The following is a 20,833-nucleotide window of genomic DNA, read 5'->3' on the forward strand; positions in this document are numbered from 1 at the left end:
TTGGCAGATAGGCAGATAGGGTAGTGAGGCTCGGTATCAGCCTTCCTCTTCGTCCCGGTCGTTGATCTCGTCTTCCGCCGCCTCGGAGGCCGGGCGGCCGCCGGGGAATTCGGGCCGTGGGTGAATGTAGTTCTCCGCCACGTCGATCAGGGCGATATCCATCAGAAAACGTCGACCCAGCAGGACCGGATAGTTGAGGTGGGTACGGTCGTTGAGGGTGAACTCCACCGTTTCACGGATCGGCCCCAGGGTCATCAGCAGGCTGACGACCGGGCGCGACGTGCTGCCGGCGGCCTGCATCACGCGCACGCGACGCTCGACCGGCCGTTCGATCCACTCGTCGCGCACGCTGTCGACGACGACATCGTCCTCGTTCAAGCCCAGCTTGAAGCGCACCCAGTCCTCGCCGTCGCGCTCGAAGCGAGTGATATCGGTAGCCGAGAGAGAGGAAGTGTTGGCTCCGGAATCGACCCTTGCCCGCAGGTAGGTGCCTACATCGGGCAAGCCGATCCATTCGGAGCGACCGACCATCGACTTGGACGAGAGCGTCTCGCTCAGTTCATTGTTGCATTCCGCCGGAATCACCTGGGGCTCGTCGCCACGCTGCTCGAGCCGCTCGATATCGCCGCGTAGATGGCGAAGGGTGACGCCGGCATCGCGCAGCTCGGCGAGCAGCTCGGCCTGTCGCTGGTCGCTGGCAGCCTGGCCATCGGAACGGTCGCAGCTCTGTGCGATCTGTTCCTCGAGCTGGCCGATACGCGCCTCGAAGGCCGTAGGGCTGAGTGTGGGTTCGGGCTCCGGCTCTGGTGTGAGGGCGCATCCGCTGATCAATAATGTACTCAGCAACCAGGGTATGGGTGCGGATAGCGTTCTCGGTCGCATTGGAATTGACAGCCTCCGGTCGGGCTACGGGCGAGGCGTAGCGGCAGTGGGCTTGGCTTGAAGGGTGCGCGCGTCGTCGCGGTGAAACATGACGGTGGATGATAAGGATTTCGAGGTAGCGTTGTCCAACGCCGTGACAGAGATCCGATTTAACATAATATACATTACACGCACTAACGGATCAGGCTAGGCGGGCCGGATCGCACCAGGCAAAACGGCCCGCTGTCTGCCGGCATCGGCTCCCGCGTGACGCTATCCACACGACGAACCCCGACTCGCCGGCCGGGGTTCGTGGCTTCGCTGACGCGGCGGCCAATCGCCTTCATCTCATGCCTCGTCGGCCGGCGCGTAGGAGCCGTCCTCGCGATGCACTTCCTTGCCGGTGATCGGCGGCGTGAACACGCAGGCCAGGTGCATGGTCTTGTGGGCGCGCAGCAGGTGCTCGTCGTGCTGGTCGAGAATGTAGATGTCACCCGGCTTGATCGGCCAGATCTTGCCGTCGGCCAGGGTTTCCACTTCGCCTTCGCCCTCGATGCAGTAGACCGACTCGTAGTGATGCTTGTAATGAATGTGCGTCTCGGTGCCTTCGAAGATCCGCGTGATGTGGAACGAAAAACCACCGCCATCATTGGCCAGCACCAGGCGCGTGCTGTCCCAGGTGCCGCTCTCCGCCTTGACCAGGCGCTCGGTCTTGCGCGCTTCCTCGAGATTGCGAACGATCATTTTCCCAAGTCTCCGTTCAATCCATGGATTGGCCGGCAGCCGCTGCAGCCGGCCGACAAAAGGTCATGGGTGCCGCGTCGGACGGACGTCGCTCAGGCCATGACTTCCTTGACACTTGCCTCGAGAATGTCCAGCCCCTCGAGCAGGTCCTCGTCGGGAATGGTCAACGGGCACAGGCATTTGACCACCTCACCGGCCTGACCGCTGGTCTCGATCACGAGCCCCTTCTCGAACGCCTTGGCGGTGATCCTGTCGGCCAGCTCGCCATCGCCGACGTCGATACCGCGCATCAGCCCACGGCCACGCTCTGACGCCGCTACGCCCTGCTCGCTGATCCAGGCCGCGATCTTCTGGAAGCGGTCCTCGACTACCCTGCCCTTGCGCTGGACATCGCGCTCGAAGGTATCGTCCCGCCAGTACTGTCGCATGGCGGCGGCGGCCGTGGCAAAGGCCAGATTGAAGCCGCGGAAGGTGCCGTTGTATTGGCCCGGTTTCCACTTGTCCAGGTCGGGACGCATCAGCACGTGAGCGAACGGCAGGCCGAAGCCGGACAGCGACTTGGAGTTGGTCACGATGTCGGGCTTGATGCCGGCGTGTTCAAAGCTGAAGAACTTGCCGGTGCGGCCGCAGCCGGCCTGGATGTCGTCGACGATCAGCAGGATATCGTTGTCGCGACAGATCCGCTCCAGGCGCTTGAGCCAGTCGAGGCCGGCCACGTTGATGCCGCCCTCGCCCTGTACCGTCTCGACGATCACCGCCGCCGGAATATCCAGGCCGCTGGAGTTGTCGCCCAGCAGTTTCTCGAAGTAATCCAGGCTGTCGGCGTGCTCACCCAGGTAGCCGTCATAGGGCATGAAGGCGCTGCCCTGCAGCGGAATGCCGCCGGTGGCCTCGCGGAACTTGCGGTTGCCGGTGGCGGCAAGCGAGCCCATGGTCACGCCGTGGAAACCGTTGGTGAAGGTGACGATGTTGTGTCGCCCCTGGGCGACCCGGGCCAGGCGGATAGCCGCCTCGACGGCGTTGGTACCGGTCGGGCCCGGCAGATGGACCTTGTACTCGAGCCCGCGCGGCTTGAGGATCACCTCCTCCAGCGTCTCCAGGTAGTCGCGCTTGGCGGCAGTCCAGAAATCGAGGCCGTGCACGATCCCATCGCTCTCCAGGTAGTCGAGCAGCGCCTGCTTGAGGTGGGGGTTGTTGTGACCGTAGTTGAGGGTGCCGGCGCCGGCGAGGAAGTCGATGTATTCACGGCCGTTCTCATCGGTCAGCCGGGCGTTCCTGGCCTGGGTGAAGACGACCGGGAAGGAGCGGGAATAGGTCCGCACGTTGGATTCGAGCCGTTCGAGAGTCTGGGTCTGCATGTCGACCTCCTGTCGGGATAGTCAAGCGTAGGAAAGCATGGACGGCCGAGGGGCTCGACCATCCAGCGATTCGGGTAGGATCAGATGCGCCGTGTGTCGAAGGGACCGATGCGCACGAGGTTCTCTGGGTCGTGTTCGCCGCCGAGCTGGTCCGTGGAGAAGTATTCACGACTGTTGAGCGGTGCCTGCCAGCGATCGGCCAGGCGCCGGAAAAGCCCCCAGGACGCCTGGTTGTCCGGCGTGATGGTGGTCTCCAGATGGTGGACCTCTCCCTGCTCGGGGCGACTCATGACGGCCTCGACGAGGCGGCGGGCCAGGCCGGTGCCGCGGGCCTTCTCACCCACCGCCACCTGCCAGAGAAAGTAGGTATCCGGCGCGTTGCTCTTCACGTAGCCCGAGACGAAGCCGACGATCTCGCCCTCCTCGTTGGTGGCGACGGCACAGCTATCGCGGAACTGGGTCGCCAGCAACAGGTAGGCATAGGCGGAATTCACGTCGAGCGGCGGACACGACTTGACCAGCTCGTAGATTCCCCAGCCGTCGTCGGGGTTGGGCTTGCGAATGAACAGTGGCGAGGCATCACTGCCGACCACGGCATCGGCCACGCTGGGGCGGGCCAGGTCGGCGGAAGGTGTGAAGGGCTGCGTTGTCACGTTCATGGTTAGGCTTCGCTGTAGCGATGTTGCTCGTAATGATAACAGGGCTCATCATTAAATCAAAACTAGCATTATGAGAGCGGCACAGTTCAATAACAAAAATTTATCGACAGTTGCCGAAGCGCCAGGGAAAGTGTAGCCCAGGAAACGACCGGGAGTCGGAACGACATCGGGCCGCTCGAAGGCGGCCCGATGTGGCGTGGAGAAGCGCTTCAGCGGCGTGAAAGGGTGCGCATGGTGACGAACTCCTCGGCACCCGTCGGATGGATACCGACCGTGGCGTCGAAATCCGCCTTGGTCAGGCCGGCCCTCACGGCGATGGCGACGCCCTGGATCAGCTCGCCGGCCTCCTCGCCCACCATGTGGGCACCGACGACCACGTCGCTGTCGTCGGCGACGATCAACTTCATCAGGCAGCGCTCCTCGCTGCCGGAGAGCGTATGTTTCATGGGGCGAAAGTCGGTGCGGTAGACCCGAATCGCCCCGTACTGCTTGCGCGCCTGCTCCTCCGAGAGCCCGACCGTGCCGATGTTGGGATGACAGAACACCGCAGTGGCGATATTGCGGTAATCCATCGGGGCCGGTGGGGCGTCGCCGAAATGCTGCTGCACCAGATGCATCGCCTCCGCCAGCGCCACGGGGGTCAGCTCCGGCCCGCCGATGACGTCGCCCAGCGCCAGGATGGAGGGAACGGACGTCTCGAAGCGCTCGTTGACCTTGACCGTGCCGTCGCCGTTGAGCTCGATGTCCAGCGCATCGAGCCCCACGCCTTCCAGGTGGGGCCGGCGCCCCGTCGCCGCCAGCACGGCGTCGACCTCCAGCGACTCGCCGTTGGTGAGCGTGACCAGAAGCCCACCCTCGACCTTGTCGATACGCTCGACGTTGGCTTCGAAATGCAGCCTGACGCCCTTGGCCGCCATCTGCTCGCGGGTGAACTCGCGAACCTCGCGGTCGAAGCCTCGCAGGAACAGCTCGCCCCGGTAAACCAGATGGGACTCGCTGCCCAGGCCGTTGAAGATGCTGGCGAACTCCACCGCGATGTAGCCGCCGCCGAGGGCCAGGAAGCGCCGCGGCAGCTGCGCCAGGTCGAACACCTCGTTGGAGGTCACGGCGAGCTCACGCCCCGGGAAGTCGGGCACCCAGGGCCAGCCACCGACGGCCACCAGGATCTTGGCGGCGGTAATGCTCTCGCCCGCCACCTCGACGCGGTGCGCATCCACCACCCGTGCACGACCATGGATCAAGCGTACGCCGGCGCTGTCCAGCAGGCGGCCGTAGATCTCGTTGAGCCGGGTAATCTCGCGAACCTTGTTGTCACGCAGCGTGGCCCAGTCGAACACTGGCGCTTCGGGCAGGCGCCAGCCGAAGCCACGGGCGTCCTGGAAGGCGTCGTGGAAGTGGGCCGCATAGGAGTAGAGCTTCTTGGGCACGCAGCCCACGTTGACGCAGGTACCCCCCAGGTAGCGATCCTCGGCAACGGCCACCCGGGCACCGGCGGCCGCTGCGGTGCGGGCGGCGCGCACTCCGCCGGAACCGGCTCCGATGACGAATAGGTCATAGTCGAAGTCAGACACTCGATTCTCCTCGTCTTGCCGGGCGTGGGACGACGGCCCGGTCGAATCGCTCGATCTTACCAGCGCGACCCATGGCGTGTGGAGCCGCCCCCGCGACTGCGCCGGTTGACCCCCATCCGCAGCGGCGGTAAAAGAGGCCCTCGACAACAGCCCCGGCGAACGGACCCAGCATGGACAAGGACATCGAAACCCTGCTCGACAACAACCGCTCCTGGGCGGAGCGAATGTGCCGCGAGGATGCGGACTACTTCACACGCCTGTCGCAGCAGCAGAACCCTGACTACCTCTGGATCGGCTGCTCGGATAGCCGGGTACCCGCCAATCAGATCGTGTCGTTGCCACCGGGCGAGGTCTTCGTGCATCGCAACGTCGCCAACCTGCTGCATCACAACGACATGAATGCGCTGTCCGTGGTGCAGTACGCCGTCGACATGCTGCAGGTCAAGCACATCATGGTGGTGGGCCACTACGGCTGCGGCGGCGTGAGGGCAGCCGTGGCCGGCGGTGAATGCGGCATGGTCGACTACTGGCTGCACTCGGTGCGTGAACTCTACAGTCAGCATCGCTCCGTGCTGGCGCACCTGCCACTCGACCAGCAGATCGATCGCATGTGCGAGCTCAATGTCCAGGCGCAGGTCAACAACCTGTGCCGCACCAAGATCATCCAACTCGCCTGGCAGCGTGGTCAGCCGCTGGCCGTGCACGGCTGGATCTACGGCCTTGGCGACGGCCGCATCACCGACCTGAAGTGCACCGTGAAGGGCCTGGACCAGGTGGCTACGCTCTACCGTATCGACCGCATCGAGGCGAGCCCCGACGCCTCCTGACTCGGGCCGACTCGAAACCGTGGGCGATGCCCCCTACACTGCGAGCGACGACACCCCAGGGAAACGCCATGGCCGATCCACTCGCCACGCTTCAGCAGCAACATCTCCAGGCCCTGGAACGCCATTACGTCGAGACCCTGGCGGCCTTGGGCTACGATGGCGTGCTGATCTACAGCGGCCGCCCTGCCCTGCACTTCGGCGACGACCAGTACGCCAGCTTCTGCAGCTATGGCCATTTTCAGCACTGGACCGGCCAGGCCGGCCTGGCCCATAGCTGGCTGCTGATCCGCCCGGGACGACGGCCCGTCTGTTACCTGCATGCCCCCGACGATTTCTGGCATCTGCCGGCGCAGCTCCCCGACGAGGCCTGGACCGAAAGGCTCGAAGTGATTCCTGGACGCTACGACGAGGCGCCCCCCATTGCCGCCGGCGGTCGCCTTGCCGTGGTCGGCGATGTCTCCGCCGCCACATCCGCCGCGCTTGGTGCGGAACTCAACCCAGCCGCCCTGCTCACCGCGCTGGATGAAGGCCGTGTACGCAAGTCCGATTACGAGGTCGCCTGCCTGGGCGAGGCCAATCGCATGGCCGGGCTCGGGCACCGCGCCGCGCGGGAGGCCTTCCTGGCCGGCGGCAGCGAACTCGACGTCCACCTGGCCTATCTCCAGGCCTCGCGTCAGCGTGAAAGCGAGCTCCCCTACGGCAACATCGTCGGCAGCGGCGCCCATGCCGCGGTGCTGCACTATCAGCACTACGACACGCAGGCGCCACGTGAGCGATACAGCCTGCTGGTGGATGCCGGTCACCGCCATCGCGGCTACTGCGCCGACATCACCCGCACCTGGGCCGGGGCAGATGCCGAACCGCTCTTCGGCGACCTGGTCGCGGGGATGCACGATATCAAGCAGCGCCTCGTCGAAGCGGTCGCGCCCGGCGTTGACTTCGTCGAACTGCACGAACGGATGCATTGCCTGCTCGGCGAGCTGCTGGTCGCCAGCGGGCTGGTCACCGGCTCTGCGGAGACGGCCGTCGAAAGCGGCATCACCCGTGCCTTCTGCCCGCATGGACTCGGCCACCTGCTCGGCATCCAGGTCCACGACGTGGCCGGCCGCCGGGCCAGCGACGGCACGGCGCTGCCTCCGCCCGCCCAGCACCCGGCGCTGCGCCTGACACGGGAACTGGAAGCGGGAATGGCGGTCACCATAGAACCGGGGCTGTACGTTATCCCCATGCTGCTCGAGCCGCTCACGTCGGGGCCTGCTGGGCGGCACCTCAACCGGGCTTCGATCGAGCGCCTCGCCCCCCATGGCGGCATTCGGATCGAGGATAACGTGGTTGTCACGGCCAACTCAGCCAGGAACCTGACCGCAGACATCGAGTGACCCATGCCTGAACGGTGGCAGCAGACCGGCTTCGTTCCCCCGCGCGGGTTGGCCAACCCGCACGTGCAGACGCTGCTGCCTCGATGCCTGCCTCGGCCCCACCTCGCACGCAACAGCGAGGTCCTCGAACTGCCCGACGGCGATTTCGTGGAGCTCGACTGGATCCTCCCGGCCCCTGCCGACTCCGGCGCGCCGCTCTTCGTGCTGTTCCATGGGCTCGAGGGCTCGTTCCAGTCACCCTATGCCCGTTGGCTGCTGGCCACGGCCAGCCGCATGGGCTGGCGGGCTCTGCTGATGCACTTTCGCGGCTGCGGCAGCCGACCCAACCGGCTGCCGCGCGCCTACCACAGCGGCGACACCGCCGACGCCTACTGGCTGATCGGTGAATTGTCGCGGCGCTACCCCAAGGCGCTGAAGGTGGCCGCGGGGGTCTCGCTGGGAGGCAACATGCTGCTCAAGCTCGTCGCCGAACAGGGCGGCGGCGGTCTCGACCTGGCCGGTGCGATCGTGGTCAGCGCACCGCTCGACCTCGCCGCCAGCGCCGAGAGACTGCACCGGGGGTTTTCCCGCCTCTACGAACGCCACCTGCTGAACGCCCTCAAGCGCAAGGTCGCGCCACGTCTCGCACGCGGCGAGCTGCCCCTGGCATTGGATAGCCGTGCGCTGGCACGCATCGACAGCCTGCGCGGCTACGACGACGCCGTCACCGCGCCGCTGCATGGCTTTAGCGATGCCGCCGACTATTACCGCCGCGCCTCCGCCGGGCGCCTGCTCGGCGAAGTCGAGCTGCCCACCCTGATCCTGCACGCCGACGACGATCCGTTCATGCCCGCCGGCCTGTTCGAGCGACTGCCCGATCCGGCCGATGCAGTGCGCCTGGAGATCACCCGCCACGGCGGCCATGTCGGCTTCATGGAGTGGCGCGAACGGCGCCTGCAGCCCTGGCTGGCCCGGCGCCTGGCCCATGAACTCGCCTGCTGGGCAGACACCGGCGCGTCCTGCCAATCGGCGATGGATCACCACCTCAGCCGATCGGACAACTGACCCCGGTTCCCTGCAGGCCGCAGTACCCCCCCGGGTTCTTGTGCAGGTACTGCTGGTGGTACTCCTCGGCCAGGTAGAAGACGTCGAGCGGCGCGATCTCCGTGGTGATGCGGCCACGCCCGGCCTGGGCCAGCGAGTACTGGTAGGCGTCGCGGCTGTGCTGCGCGGCCGCAAGCTGGGCATCGCTGGTGGTGTGGATCACCGAGCGATACTGGCTGCCCACATCGTTGCCCTGCCGCATGCCCTGAGTGGGGTCATGGGCCTCCCAGAACACCCTGAGCAACGTCTCGACATCCACCTCCTGCGGGTCGAAGACCACCCTGACCACTTCGGCGTGACCGGTGCGCCCGGTGCAGGTCTCCTCGTAGGTGGGGTTGGGCGTCACGCCCCCGGCATAGCCCACCGCCGTGACGTAGACGCCGGGCAACTGCCAGAACAGGCGCTCGGCGCCCCAGAAGCAGCCGAGGCCGAAGACGATTGTCGCGTGTCCCGCGGGGAACGGCGGCAGCATCGAGCGACCGTTGACGGCATGCACGCCCGAGACGCGCATCGGGGTGTCGCGCCCCGGCAGGGCATGGGAAGGCTCGACGGTCATGGCGATTCTCCTGTTAACGGATCCCGTTGACGCCCCGTGACGCCCGCCCCGGGGCAGCCGATCATGGCGCTTCGTCGATCCGGGGCGGCTTGCCCGGCCGGGTGAAGATGTAGACCAGGTCCACGGCCTGGGCGGCACCCGAGACGGCCTGCACGTAGAGGTTACGCCACAGGGTGTAGCGCAGCGTCAGTTCAGCGATCGGCGAGAAGATACCGACACCATAGCTGACGCGCAGATCCTCTGTCAGGTAGCCGCTCACCACCACCTGGCTTTCGTCGCCGACCCCGGTGGTCTCCAGCGCCAGGTCGTCGATGCCGAAGGCCTGGCCGATCGCCCCCACGGCGCCGCCGGTACGCCCCAGGGTGAGGCCAACCAGCGCGGAGGTCAGCGCGCCATCGGCGTCGCCGTCCCGCGGTGCACGCCCGCGCAGCAGGTAGGAGAGCGCGCGAGCCTCGTCCATGGCCGGTTCGGAGAAGATCGTCAGGGTCGGTTCGGCAGCGAAGCCGGTCACTCGCAGGCCAGCGATGACGCCGTCCTCGGTGATGTCTGGATTGCGAATGGCCTCGAAGTCGAGCAGCGGCTGGTCCGGCGGGCCGCTGAACAGCAGCTGGCCCTGGCGGATCAGCAGATCCTGGCCGAAGGCGCGGAAGCGGCCATCGACCAGGTTGACCTCGCCGAACAGCTGCACCGGGCCGTCCTGCTGACGCACCTGCAGGGTGCCGGCCAGCCCGGTCTCGAGTCCCGACGCGGCGAGCTGCATGTCCGGCCCGAGATGCAGCTCGAGGCGCACATCCAGCACCATGCCGGCCTCGCGCAGGGCCACGGCGGCCGCTTCGTCGTCGCCCGCGGTGGCCGGCAGGTCCTCGCGCTGCCGGGCCCGCGCCTCGTCGCGCCGGGTGATGATGATCTCGTCCGGGCTGGGGCTGACGGCCGCCGGTGGCGCTTCGCCGATCTCCAGCCTCGCCCAGGGCACCTGCACATCGCCGCGCACGCGCAGTCGCCGGGGATCGATACGCACGGCGATCTCCGGGGCGATGCGCAGGCGCCCGAACTGGGGCAGGCTCACCAGCAGCGGGCGGCGGGTGCCGTCCAGGTCCACGGCGATGCGCCACTCGTCGAGAGAGGGCCAGTTGGCGTTGCCGTCGATGACCAGGCGCCCCTCGTCGCTGGCGACGTAACCCATCAATCGCGCGCTGTCGCCGGCGAACTCGACGCGTATGCGGCCATCCTCGACGATCAGCGGCACGTCGAGACCCGAGGCCTGCAGTCCGGTGAGTTCGAGCGCCCCGTCCAGGCTCGGGTTGTCGCGGGTCCCCGATATCCCGACCCGACCGCTGACGACACCCTCCAGCGTGTCGAGCCCTTGCACCAGGGTGCGATAACGCGACAGATTGAGCCCGTCCAGCACCAGGGTGCCGCTCAGCTCGGCGGCCCCCAGCGGGTCGTCGAGACCGATATCCAGATCGAGCCGCCCGGCATCGCCCAGGGTCAGGTCAAGATTGAGTGCCGTACGCGCCTGATCGGCATCCAGCGTCACGTTGAGTCGCGTATCGGGCATCGACCAGGGCTGGCCGTAGATGTCGACTCCCTCCAGGTCCAGCGCGCTGTCCAGCTCCGCCTCGACGTTCCAGCGGTTGCCGCCCTGGCGCCAACCTGCCTGGAGCCGCAGGTCGGTCTCGCCGCTCGCGCGCCACTCCTCCGGCAACCACTCGGCGAGCAGGTCCATGGGCAGGCCGCGCATCGACAGCACAACCTGTCCCTGGTCGGCGCCGGCCTGCAGCGTCTCGTCCAGGCAGACCCGCCCCCCCTGCTCGCGACGCAGGCAGAAGGGCTGCACCTGGGCCCGCCCGTTGGCGAGGTCGGCTTCGAACTCGACCGGCGAATCGAGACGCATGTCACCGTAATCGCTATCGACCTCAAGCGGTTCGATACGCCCCGTATAGCGCTGTCGCTCGGTGGAGAGCCCACCCTCGAGGCTCAGCTCTGCCCGCGAGAGCGGCATGTCGCGCCCGGCAAGCGCCGTCAGGTTTGCCCGATGTGACGACAGGCGACCGCTCAGGTCGAGACTCACGTCACTGAAGCGCTGGCCTCCGGCATCAAGGCGCTGGAGGTCCAGCGCCAGGTCGAGTTCGGGGTCGTCGAGCCCCTCCACACTGCCCGACAGTGCCAGCGCCTCGACGCGGTTGTCAGCGAAGGCCAGCCGGTTGCCCTGCAGATCGAGGTTCAACCGCGGCCGCCCCGACGTACCCGCAGTGCGGAAGCGCCCGGTCACGCTGCCGCTGAGCTCATCGTGCAGGCTGCCGAGCTCGGTGAGCGAGATGTCCCCGCCAAGATCCATGCGCTGCTCGGAGATGGCGCCTTCCGCCGTGATGCGATTGTCACCCTGGCGGAAGTCGAACTCATGCACCTGCCATTGCATGTCGCTGTCGCCTGCCAGGCGTGCCCGCAGCGACAGCGGCAGCTCCTGCAGCACGCCGTCGATGGCGAGGCGCGGCACACTCAGTTGCCACCCCGCCGGGGTCTGGCGGAAGGTCGCGTCGACGTTGCCGCTCAGGCGCCCCTCCATCGCTTCGGTGAACAGCCCAGGATCGACATTGTCGAGGCGAGCGGTGGCATCGACGCTCAAGCCCTCCTGCCACTCGATCCGCCCGCGGCTGACCACCGAGGCATCGCCGAGTGCCAGCGACAGCGGCGTCCAGGCGAAGTGCTCGAAATCGCCGCTTCCCGACAGGGCGACCCGGGTCAGGGGAATGTCGGGGCCTTCCAGGCGCATCGACAGCGCGGCGGTGTAATTCTCCAGGCTGCCCGACGCTTTCAGCGTCAGGTCCTCCACCACGAACGGCTCGGCGACTTCCGTGCCGTCGGCCTGAGCGGCGGCCATCGGCAGCGGCCACTGCAGGAACTCGCTCTGCAGCGCGGCATCGAACGGCACGCGGGGGTCCAGCACATCGGCGCTGGCGGTCAGCTCGGCGTCCACCGGGCCGCGCGCGGTCAGCCGTGCGCTCAACTCGCCCAGGTTGCCGTCCAGCGTCAGTTCGAGGCGCTGGCCGGCCAGCTCGGGCATCGTTTCGGGCACCCACAAGGCGGCCTCGAGTCGTGCCTCGAGCGGATAGTCGTCACGCAGCATGACCCGGGCGGTCAGGCGGGCGTCGGCATCGAGGCTGGCAACCTTCAACGCCGCAATCTCCACTTCCTGGCCACTCGCCTCGAAGGCGAGCGTCAGGAACCGCAAGTCGTAGTCCACGGGCCCGCTCACCTCGATGCCATCGACATGCACGCGCGGTGCCGACACGGTCACCGGCAGGGTGATATCGGGCAGCGCGATGCGTTCGCGCTGGTCAAGGGGTAGCGACGCCGCTTCGTCAGCGCTGGCCGGCGCCTGCACGGCCTCGGCTGCCGCCAGCGCCCGCTCGTCCAGCACCGCGGCGTCTCCCGCCGCCTCCAGGGCCAGCGCGGTGGCCGCCGGAGGCATCGCGACCCGCAGCGCAACGAGTCGCGTCGGCAACAGGGTGAGCCGCTCGTCCTCCGCCTCGACGCCGGTATGCAGGCGATCCCATCCGATACGCGTCCCGTCGGCAAGTCGCAGCTCGACATCCTCCACGTCGAGTTGCGGCGCCACGATATCGAGCGGGAAGCGGAACGGCACGACGGCAGCCCCGGAGGCCTCATCCACGAACGGTTCCTCTGCCGGGACCGGAGGCGCCCCTTGGCCCGCTTCCGGCGTCGGCTCCGATGACTGCAGCAGTTCGACACGCAGGCCATCGGCGCGGGAGGCCGCCAGGTGCAGCTGGCTGTTCTCCGCCTGGGCTGCCGTCGCTAGCCGCTCGAGCTCGATCCGGGTGCCGTCCGCCAGCTCGACCCGGGTGTCCTGCAGTGTCAACTCCCGGACCTCCAGGGGCAGCGGCAACTGGATGGGGTCGCTCGCCTCGACCTGTCGTTCCGGTTCTCCCGGCTCGCCAGCCCCGGTCTCATGCAGCCTTACGTGCCCTCCCTGCATGGCCAGGCGCTCGATGCACAGCCGGCCACGCAGCAGGCAATCGTCCGCCCAGGCGAGCTCGAGCCGCTCGGCGGCGATCTCGGCGGGGCCGGCCTCGAGTCGGAAGCCATGCAGCACCAGGCGGTCCAGCGGCGCCCCTTCGACCCGCTCCAGTTGGTAATAACCGCGCTCGGCGCCCTCCTCGAGCAGCAGACCGGTGCCCCACGGCGACAGCGCCAGGCCGATCACGAGAAACACGACCCCGGTCGCCAGCACAGGCAGCACAATCAGCAGTTTCAGAATGGCAAGAATCAATGACCGCATCTTAGAATTCCGGGCCGATGGCGAAGTGCAGGCGCCACGAGTTCTCCTCGTCATCGAAGGGATGGGCGATGTCGAAGCGCACCGGCCCCACGGGGGAAATCCAGCGTACGCCGAGGCCGGCCCCGGTATTGAGGGCCTGCGGCCACCAGTCGTCGAAGGCATCCCCGCTGTCGACGAAGGCCGCCCCCCACCAGTTGCCGGTGACGCGGCGCTGGATCTCGACGCTGCCGGCCAGCATCTGCTGGCCGCCGCGCAGCAGGCCCTCTTCGTTGCGGGGCGCCAGGGTCTCGTAGCCGTAGCCGCGAACCGAACGATCGCCACCGGTGAAGAAACGCAGCGAGGGAGGGACCTTGGAGAAGTCGCTGGTCTCGATGGCGCCCAGGGCGAGACGAGTGACGAAGCGCAGATCGTCCCCCAGCATGCGTATCCACTCGGTATTGCCCGTCATGCGCAGGAAGTCGGCACCCGACCCCCAGGACGTGTCGGAATACTCGAAAGTGACGCGTTGGCGATCGCCCCAGGTGGGGAAGCGAGGATCACGGGTCCGCACGCGCGACCAGCTCACCCCCGGGTAGTAGATGAAGACGCTCTCGTCCTCCCCGCCCTGGGTGAAGTCCTCGTAGGTAGCGCGCGCGAACAGGGTCTGCACCCAGCGGTTGTCGAACTCCCAGCGGCGAGCCAGCTCGACGGTCGCCTCGTTGGATCGCGTATCCTCGTTGTCGCGGTGGCGCAAGCCGTACTGGAAGCGGTACTGATCGCGCAGGGGGTCGTCGAGCGGCATCAGGTAGGTGCCGCTCAGCTGCTGTTCCGGCTGCGAGAGAAAGACGTCGTGCTCGAGGCTGTGACCATAGCGGTTGATCCACGGCTGGTTCCAGCCGAACTGCAGCCGCGGCCCGACATCGGTGGCGTAGCCGATGCCGGTCTCGAACTGGTGGCGATCGGCGGGATCCAGCGCCACGTCGATTGGCATGCTGGGGCGCTCGGGGGCATTGAGCCGCGCGGCGGCGTCCAGCGCCAAGGCGGAGAGCCGGGGGCCTGCGGTCATGGCCGTACGCGACGACGGCGCCTGCGGCAGCGCGGCGTCGCCCTCGGTTTCCACCACGTTCCACCAGCCCAGGGTCGGCGGCGCCAGGGCCAGCTCACGACGGGCATCGAGCCGGGGTCGCACACTGACCGAGCTGAACCAGTTGGTCTGCCCCAGGCGCTGGGCATAGAGCGCCACCTGACTGGCCCGATAGGGCTCGCCGGGCTCGAAGGGTGCCAGGTTGCGCAAACGCTCCTCGACGATGTGGCTGCCGCGAATGGCGATGTCGCCGAAGGCGTAGCGCTGCCCGCTGTCGAGGGTGAGATAGAGCCTGGCACTCTGGTCGAAGGGCCGCACCTCCATGCGCCGGTCGGTGAAGGACCAGTCGAAGTAGCCGCGCTCGAGCGCGAGATTGGCCAGCCGGCTGCGCATGCGATCCCAGGGCGCATGCACCAAAGGGTCCCCCTCTTTCAGCGGGAAGGCGCCCAAGGTGTCGTCGAACGGCTCGTCCCCGGCAGCCTCGCCTTCGAGGCGAACGTCGAGAACCTCGATCACCACCCGGGGGCCGGGGTCGATGGCGAGGCTGACGTAGCGCGGGGGATCCTGTTCATCGAGCCGTGGGCGCACCCGCGGCTCGTAGTAGCCATAGACGCGCATGGCCTCGCGCGTGCGGCGTACCGCCTCGCCTTCCAGACGACGGCGGTCATACTGCGCAGCATCCAGATCGTCGAGATAGTAACGAACGTTGTCGGCAACGTCGCCTTCCAGTCCGTCGATACGTGCCTCGAGTGCCAGCGCTCCATGCACCATGCCGAGACACAGGGCCGCCGCCCCCATGCGTGAGATCACGCCTCTTCCCATATTCACGGCTTCCCGACTTGACTCTCGCCCGGCCCGCACCTGGGCCAGGCAGATTACCGCAGGGCTTCCAGTCCTGCGCTGAGTGACAGCTGCTCCTGACGCAGCTCACGGAGCTCGGCCTCCATCGAGGTCAAGCGCCCCCTCAGGGTCTCGATGTCCTGGGCGGCATCGCCGCGCTCGGCAACCGCCTCGAGCTCGCCGGACAGCTCGTCGAGGCGCTCCTGCAGGGCCGCTTCCCGTGTCGCGAAGCTTTCCTCCAGCGCGGCAAGCTCCTGTTCGACGAGCTGCCGGACTTGCTGATCCGTGCTGTCGAACCGCTCATCGAACGATGCTCTCACGCCCTGCTGGCTTTCCGCCAGCTCCTCCTGCTGAGAGCGCAATTCGTCAAGGCGCTGGCCGTGGCGCTCGCTGGCCTCGGCCAGCGCCTCGACCCTGGCGGCCAAGGCGTTGCGCCCCTCCTCGCCGGCACTTTCCAGCGAGTCGAGGGAGGCGCGTACCGCCACCAGCAGGGCATTACGATCCTCGGCCTCCTCGGCCAGCCGCCCGAGCCTGGCCGACACGTCATCGACACGTTCGTCGAGCGCCTCGAACCGAGAGGCGTCCCCTTCGCTGACCTGCTGGACCTCGACCTCCAGCCCCGCCATGCGTGCCACGATCGACTCGGCATGCTCCTCGGTGGAGGAGAGACGCGACTCGATGTTCTCCAGACGATCGCCGCGCCCCTCTTCCGCATCGAAGCGGGCATGGACGTTGGACATCTCGGCGGAAACTTGCTGCAGCTGGGCATTCAACCGTTCGCGCTCCTGCCAACCCAGCCATATCGCCACGAGCAGCAGGGCCAGAAGCAGCAGTACGGCGAACTTCAGTGGCCACAGGCGTGGTTGCGGTTGGGAAGGACGGCGCGGCCTTGTCAGGCTGGAATCCGGATCGGGCACGATGGGACGTCGCTCGGAGGGACGCGCTTCGGGCATGTCAAGCTCCTTGTGGGCAGATGCGGCAGGCGCCTGTCCATTGTAAGCAGGTCAAGCACCTGCGCGCACACTGCTGCCTCAACGCGTCGCCGGCCGCTCTCGCGCATCCGCGCGGCGACCGATGCCCCGGTAGGTCAGTCCCCAGCTGGCCACGTGGTTGGGGTCGTAGATATTGCGGCCATCGAGCAGCAGACGCTCGCGCAGCAGCTCGGCCAGGCGCGGCCAGTCCGGGTTCCAGTAGTGCTTCCATTCGGTGACCAGCATCAGTGCATCGGCACCCTCGCAGGCGGCATAGGGGTCGCCGTCGAACAGCGACAGCAACGGATGGTCGCCCACGGCGGCGTGCAATGCCGGGGTCGCCGCCGGATCGTGCAGTCGCACCCGCACGCCCTGGGCCCAGAGCGCTTCGAGCAGCGTGAGCACCGGGGCGTGATCGATGCGCGCCGAGCCCGGCTTGAAGGCGGCCCCCCAGATCGCCAGGGTGCGCCCCTCGAGCTGGCCCTGGAAGTGGGTCCAGAGCTTGCGGAAGAGCGTCTCCTTCTTCTGCTCGTTGATGTCCAGCACCTGCTCGAGCAGCGCCGAGTGACGCCCGCTGGCCTCCTGCACGTCGGCCAGGCGCATCAGGTCGCGCGAGAAATGCGGTCCGCCGAAGCCGCAGCCGGGATAGAGGTACTCGTAGCCGATTCGCGAATCCGCCCCCATGCCTTGGCGTACGTATTCCACGTCGACCCCCAGGCTGTCGGCGAGCCCCGCGATCTCATTCATGTAGCTGATCCGCGTGGCCAGCATGCCGATCGTCGCCAGCTTGGTCAGTTCGGCAGCCCGGCGCGGCATCAACTGGATCACGTCGCGGCGACGATTGAAGGCACGCAGCAGTTCGCGCACCTGGGTCTCGGCCTGCTCGTCGTCGCAGCCCAGCAGCCAGCGGCCCGGACGGGTGAAGCTGGCCCACGCCCGCCCCTCCTCGATCATGTCGACCAGGGCCACCGCGCGCCGCGCGCCGCTCTCCAGGCGCGCCTCCAGCCGCTCGGTCTCGCCGACGGGAAAGGTCGAGTTGTTGACCAGGGTCAGCGGGCCCGGTTCGCGCGAGGCGACCCGGGCGACCAGGTCACCGGCTTCCTCGCGCTGCTCAGGCGACAGCGCGAGCCAGAGGATGTCGACACCTTGCGGCGAGGTGTCGGTTCCACCCTCCCCGTTGGCCAGGTGCAGGGTCCCCTGCTCCAGCCCCTCCTCGAGGCGGTCGAGCAGGTCCGGCTCCCGGCGCAGCCAGTCGGCCTTGCTGAGCGATGGCCAACGCATGCTCTCGTGCGGCACCCAACGCACCTGATGGCCGACCCAGGAGAGTGCGGCGGCGGCTGTCGCCGCCGCCAGCTCACTGCCATGTATCTCGATGCGCATGACGCTCACCTCGCCTGGCTATAGCGGGCCAGCAGCTCGCGGAAGCCTTCGCCGAAGCGCGGGTGACGGCGGCCATAGACCAGCGTGGCCTCGAGATAGCCGAGCTGATGCCCGCAGTCGTAGGTCTTGCCGCGCATGCGCCAGGCATCGACACCGTCGCGCTGACGCAGCGTCTCGATGGCGTCGGTCAACTGGATCTCGTCGCCGGCGCCGGGGGGCGTCTCGGCCAGCAGGGGAAAGATGCTGCCCGGTAGCACGTAGCGACCGATCACCGCCAGGTTGGAGGGCGCCTCCTCGCGAGCAGGCTTCTCGACCACGCCGGCCAGCGGACAGGCATTGCCGGCAGTCGGAGCCTCGCCTTGGGGACTCACGATGCCGTACTTGTGCACGTTCTCCCAGGGCACCTCCTCGACCATCAGCTGCGAGCGCCCGGTCGCCTCGAAGGCCTCGAGCATGCCGGCGAGGTCGTTGCGCTCGAGTCCCTCGTCGTCGACCAGCACGTCGGGCAGCAGCACCGCGAAAGGCTCGTCGTCGCCGATGACGGGGCGCGCGCAGAGCACGGCATGCCCCAACCCCAGCGGCTCGTGCTGGCGCACGCTGATGATGTTGACGTCGGCGGGCACGATGGCACGCAGCTCGTCGAGCAGCTCCTGCTTGTTCTTGGCCTCGAGCGTTGCCTCGAGTTCGTAGTGAGTGTCGAAGTGGTTCTCGATGGCGCTCTTGCTGGCGTGGGTCACCAGCACGATGTCACGGATACCGGCCTTCACCGCCTCGTTGACCACGTACTGGATCACGGGACGGTCGACGATCGTGATCATCTCCTTGGGAATTGCCTTGGAAGCCGGCAGGCAGCGGGTGCCGAAACCGGCCACGGGCAGTACGGCCTTGCGGATCATGGGTGCCTTCCTTGTCGGTTGATGAATGGACGTGAACGATACTCCCCGGGCCGGTCCTTGATTCCGTCATGGGAAAGCCCGGGCAGCTACGGGTACAATGTGCATGATACCGAAGGTAAAGAATGTTGCCAGGGTGCCGGACCAATTGACACGGAGAGACCACATGAGCGCTACCCTCCACCACAATGTCGACCAGGGCGAGATCGCCAAGTTCGAGGCCCTGGCCAGCCGCTGGTGGGATCCGCACAGCGAGTTCAAGCCGCTGCACGACATCAATCCGCTGCGCCTGGACTTCATTGACGCCCGCTGTGGCCTGGCCGGCCGCGAGGTGCTCGACGTGGGCTGCGGCGGCGGCATTCTGGCCGAGGCCATGGCGCACCGCGGCGCGCGGGTCACCGGCATCGACATGGGCGAGGCGCCGCTTGGCGTGGCACGCCTGCATGCCCGGGAGAGCGGCGTCGAGGTCGCGTATCGCCAGGCCAGCGCCGAGGCCATGGCCGCCGAGCACCCGGGCAAGTTCGACGTGATCACCTGCATGGAGATGCTCGAGCACGTGCCCGACCCCGGCTCGGTGATCCAGGCCTGTGCCACCCTGGTCAAGCCCGGCGGCCACCTGTTCTTCTCGACCATCAACCGCAACCCCAAGGCCTATGCCCTGGCCATCGTCGGCGCCGAGTACCTGCTGCAGATGCTGCCCCGCGGTACCCATGAGTATCGCAAGTTCATCCGCCCTTCCGAGCTGGCCGGCTGGTGTCGCGAACACGGGCTTGCCGTTCGCGAGCAGAGCGGACTGGTCTACAACCCGCTGACGCGCCGCTATCGCCTCTCGCCGCGGGACGTCTCGGTCAACTACCTGATGCACTGCCGCCGGGAGCCGGCATGACAGCTTCGCCCCATGCCCTGCTGTTCGACCTCGACGGCACGCTGGTCGACACGGCCCCGGACCTGGCCCGCGCCACCAATGCCCTGCGCGCCCACCATGGCCTCGCGCCGCTGCCCTACCCGCTGATTCGCGCCCAGGTGTCGAACGGTGGCAGTGCCCTGGTCACCCTGGCGCTGGGGATCGAGCCGGCGCACCAGGACCACGACGCGGCGCGTCAGTTCCTGCTCGACGCCTATGGCCAGGCCGTGGCGGAAGAGAGCTGCCTGTTCCCCCACCTCGACCGGCTGCTGGCCAGCTGGGAAGCGGGGAGCCGCCCCTGGGGCATCGTTACCAACAAGCCCCGCGCCTATGCGGCGCCGCTCGTCGAGGCGCTGGGTCTGGCACCGGGCGCGCTGCTGTGTGCCGATGACCTGCCGCAGCGCAAGCCGGCGCCGGAACCGCTATGGGCCGCCGCCGAACAGCTGGGCGTACCGGCCTCGCAGTGCTGGTACATCGGCGATCACCTGCGCGACATGCAGGCGGCCCGCGCCGCCGGCATGGTCGCGGTGGCCGTCGGCTACGGCTACATCGAGGAGGGAGACGACTACCGGGAGTGGCCGGCCGACTGCTGGTTCGAGACCTGCGAGAAACTGGTCGAAGCCCTGCTGGAGCCTGCCTGAGACGCCCCAGGCAGTCCCGCGCAGCCATTTGCTTACCTAGGCGGCTGGGCGTCGAAGCGCTCGCCGTTGTGCCCTTTGCTCTCCGGCCCCATCAGCCACAGGTAGGTCGGCATGATCGCTTCCGGCGTGCGCAGGGTATTCGGGTCTTCTGCCGGGTAGGCATTGACACGCATCGCCGTACGGGTCGCCCCGGGATTGAGCGAATTGACGCGCAGCGTACCCAGGTGCTCGACCTCGTCGGCGAGGACTTCCATGAAGCCCTCGGTGGCGAACTTGGACACCGCGTAGGCCCCCCAGAACGCCCGCCCCTTGCGCCCGACGCTGGATGAGGTGAAGACCACCGAGGCATCGGGCGAGGCCTGCAGCAGCGGCAGCAGGGCCTGGGTCATCCAGATCGGCCCGTTGAAATTGACCTGCATCACCTGCTCCCACAGCTCCGGGTTGTACTGCTCGAACGGCGTGATGCGACCCAGCAGCCCCGCGTTGTGCAGGATGCCGTCGAGCCGGCCGAACTCCCTGTCCAGGGTCTCGGCCATGTCATGGTAGTCCTTGTGCGTGGCGCCCTCGAAGTTGAGCGGGAAGATGGCCGGCTGGGGGCCGCCGGCGGCCTCGATCTCGTCGTAGACCTTCTCCAGCTTGGCGATGGTGCGGCCCAGCAGGATCACGGTGGCACCGTGTCGAGCGAAGGCCAATGCCGCCGCCCGACCGATACCGTCGCCGGCCCCCGTCACGAGGATGATGCGATCGGCGAGCAGGTCGGCCGGTGCCACGTAGTCGATCTTGCAGGTCATCTTGGCTCCTTG

At 67.6% G+C, this 20,833-nt stretch carries 17 protein-coding genes; 5 read left to right on the plus strand and 12 right to left on the minus strand.

What is annotated here, in order from left to right; genetic code table 11:
- Positions 1-36 precede the first annotated feature (36 nt).
- The 5 genes from HNO51_RS10660 to gorA form a co-directional block, all read right to left on the minus strand.
- Positions 37-831: an ATP-dependent zinc protease family protein gene (locus HNO51_RS10660; RefSeq protein ID WP_234283489.1), complete on the minus strand. Its 795-nt coding sequence runs from the start codon at positions 829-831 to the stop codon at positions 37-39.
- A 378-nt stretch (positions 832-1,209) separates the two neighbouring features.
- Positions 1,210-1,605: an ectoine synthase gene (locus HNO51_RS10665; RefSeq protein ID WP_197447346.1), complete on the minus strand. Its 396-nt coding sequence runs from the start codon at positions 1,603-1,605 to the stop codon at positions 1,210-1,212.
- 92 nt (positions 1,606-1,697) lie between these two features.
- Positions 1,698-2,963, minus strand: coding sequence for a diaminobutyrate--2-oxoglutarate transaminase (gene ectB, locus HNO51_RS10670; RefSeq protein ID WP_197447347.1), 1,266 nt, complete (start codon positions 2,961-2,963; stop codon positions 1,698-1,700).
- 80 nt (positions 2,964-3,043) lie between these two features.
- Positions 3,044-3,622, minus strand: coding sequence for a diaminobutyrate acetyltransferase (ectA, locus tag HNO51_RS10675; RefSeq protein ID WP_197447348.1), 579 nt, complete (start codon positions 3,620-3,622; stop codon positions 3,044-3,046).
- A 209-nt stretch (positions 3,623-3,831) separates the two neighbouring features.
- Positions 3,832-5,193, minus strand: coding sequence for a glutathione-disulfide reductase (gorA, locus tag HNO51_RS10680; RefSeq protein ID WP_209537416.1), 1,362 nt, complete (start codon positions 5,191-5,193; stop codon positions 3,832-3,834).
- 170 nt (positions 5,194-5,363) lie between these two features.
- Here gorA and can point away from each other — a divergent pair, with 170 nt between their 5' ends.
- The 3 genes from can (at position 5,364) to HNO51_RS10695 (ending at position 8,443) form a co-directional block, all read left to right on the plus strand.
- Entirely contained in the window at positions 5,364-6,020 is a 657-nt protein-coding gene (gene can / locus HNO51_RS10685; protein WP_197447350.1) for a carbonate dehydratase, read from the plus strand.
- Between the two features lie 68 nt (positions 6,021-6,088).
- Positions 6,089-7,399 (plus strand): Xaa-Pro dipeptidase, encoded by a 1,311-nt coding sequence (pepQ, locus tag HNO51_RS10690; protein ID WP_197447351.1) that lies wholly within the window; start codon positions 6,089-6,091, stop codon positions 7,397-7,399.
- Positions 7,400-7,402: 3 nt separating this feature from the next.
- On the plus strand, positions 7,403-8,443 hold the full coding sequence (locus HNO51_RS10695) for a hydrolase (protein ID WP_209537417.1): 1,041 nt from the start codon (positions 7,403-7,405) through the stop codon (positions 8,441-8,443).
- On the opposite strand, the gene msrA is transcribed toward HNO51_RS10695, so the two are convergent.
- From msrA to galU, 6 genes are all read right to left on the minus strand, one after another.
- Positions 8,424-9,038, minus strand: a complete 615-nt coding sequence (gene msrA / locus HNO51_RS10700; protein WP_197447353.1) for a peptide-methionine (S)-S-oxide reductase MsrA — start codon at positions 9,036-9,038, stop codon at positions 8,424-8,426. The genes HNO51_RS10695 and msrA overlap by 20 nt on opposite strands.
- A 61-nt stretch (positions 9,039-9,099) precedes the next feature.
- Entirely contained in the window at positions 9,100-13,338 is a 4,239-nt protein-coding gene (gene tamB, locus HNO51_RS21150) for an autotransporter assembly complex protein TamB (protein WP_209537418.1), read from the minus strand.
- 1 nt (position 13,339) lies between these two features.
- Positions 13,340-15,223: an autotransporter assembly complex protein TamA gene (tamA, locus tag HNO51_RS10710; RefSeq protein ID WP_422674236.1), complete on the minus strand. Its 1,884-nt coding sequence runs from the start codon at positions 15,221-15,223 to the stop codon at positions 13,340-13,342.
- A 53-nt stretch (positions 15,224-15,276) separates the two neighbouring features.
- Positions 15,277-16,194, minus strand: a complete 918-nt coding sequence (locus tag HNO51_RS10715) for a coiled-coil domain-containing protein (RefSeq protein ID WP_209537419.1) — start codon at positions 16,192-16,194, stop codon at positions 15,277-15,279.
- Between the two features lie 78 nt (positions 16,195-16,272).
- A complete protein-coding gene (locus HNO51_RS10720; RefSeq protein WP_197447356.1) occupies positions 16,273-17,592 on the minus strand; it encodes a UDP-glucose/GDP-mannose dehydrogenase family protein in 1,320 nt (439 codons plus the stop codon).
- Positions 17,593-17,597: 5 nt separating this feature from the next.
- Complete coding sequence (gene galU / locus HNO51_RS10725; protein ID WP_197447357.1) at positions 17,598-18,488, minus strand: UTP--glucose-1-phosphate uridylyltransferase GalU; 891 nt, start codon at positions 18,486-18,488, stop codon at positions 17,598-17,600.
- 163 nt (positions 18,489-18,651) lie between these two features.
- On the opposite strand from galU, the gene ubiG reads away from it, so the two are divergent.
- Together ubiG and HNO51_RS10735 are read left to right on the plus strand one after the other, a co-directional pair.
- Positions 18,652-19,371: a bifunctional 2-polyprenyl-6-hydroxyphenol methylase/3-demethylubiquinol 3-O-methyltransferase UbiG gene (ubiG, locus tag HNO51_RS10730; protein ID WP_209537420.1), complete on the plus strand. Its 720-nt coding sequence runs from the start codon at positions 18,652-18,654 to the stop codon at positions 19,369-19,371.
- Complete coding sequence (locus tag HNO51_RS10735; protein ID WP_197447359.1) at positions 19,368-20,030, plus strand: HAD-IA family hydrolase; 663 nt, start codon at positions 19,368-19,370, stop codon at positions 20,028-20,030. Before ubiG ends, HNO51_RS10735 begins: the two co-directional genes overlap by 4 nt.
- Positions 20,031-20,062: 32 nt before the next feature.
- Here HNO51_RS10735 and HNO51_RS10740 read toward each other — a convergent pair whose 3' ends face one another.
- The gene (locus HNO51_RS10740; protein WP_197447360.1) at positions 20,063-20,821 is read right to left on the minus strand and encodes a YciK family oxidoreductase; all 759 of its coding nucleotides are present in this window, start codon (positions 20,819-20,821) and stop codon (positions 20,063-20,065) included.
- Positions 20,822-20,833 lie beyond the last annotated feature (12 nt).

This window comes from Billgrantia sulfidoxydans (genome assembly GCF_017868775.1).
GTDB classification, from domain to species: Bacteria; Pseudomonadota; Gammaproteobacteria; order Pseudomonadales; family Halomonadaceae; genus Halomonas; species Halomonas sulfidoxydans.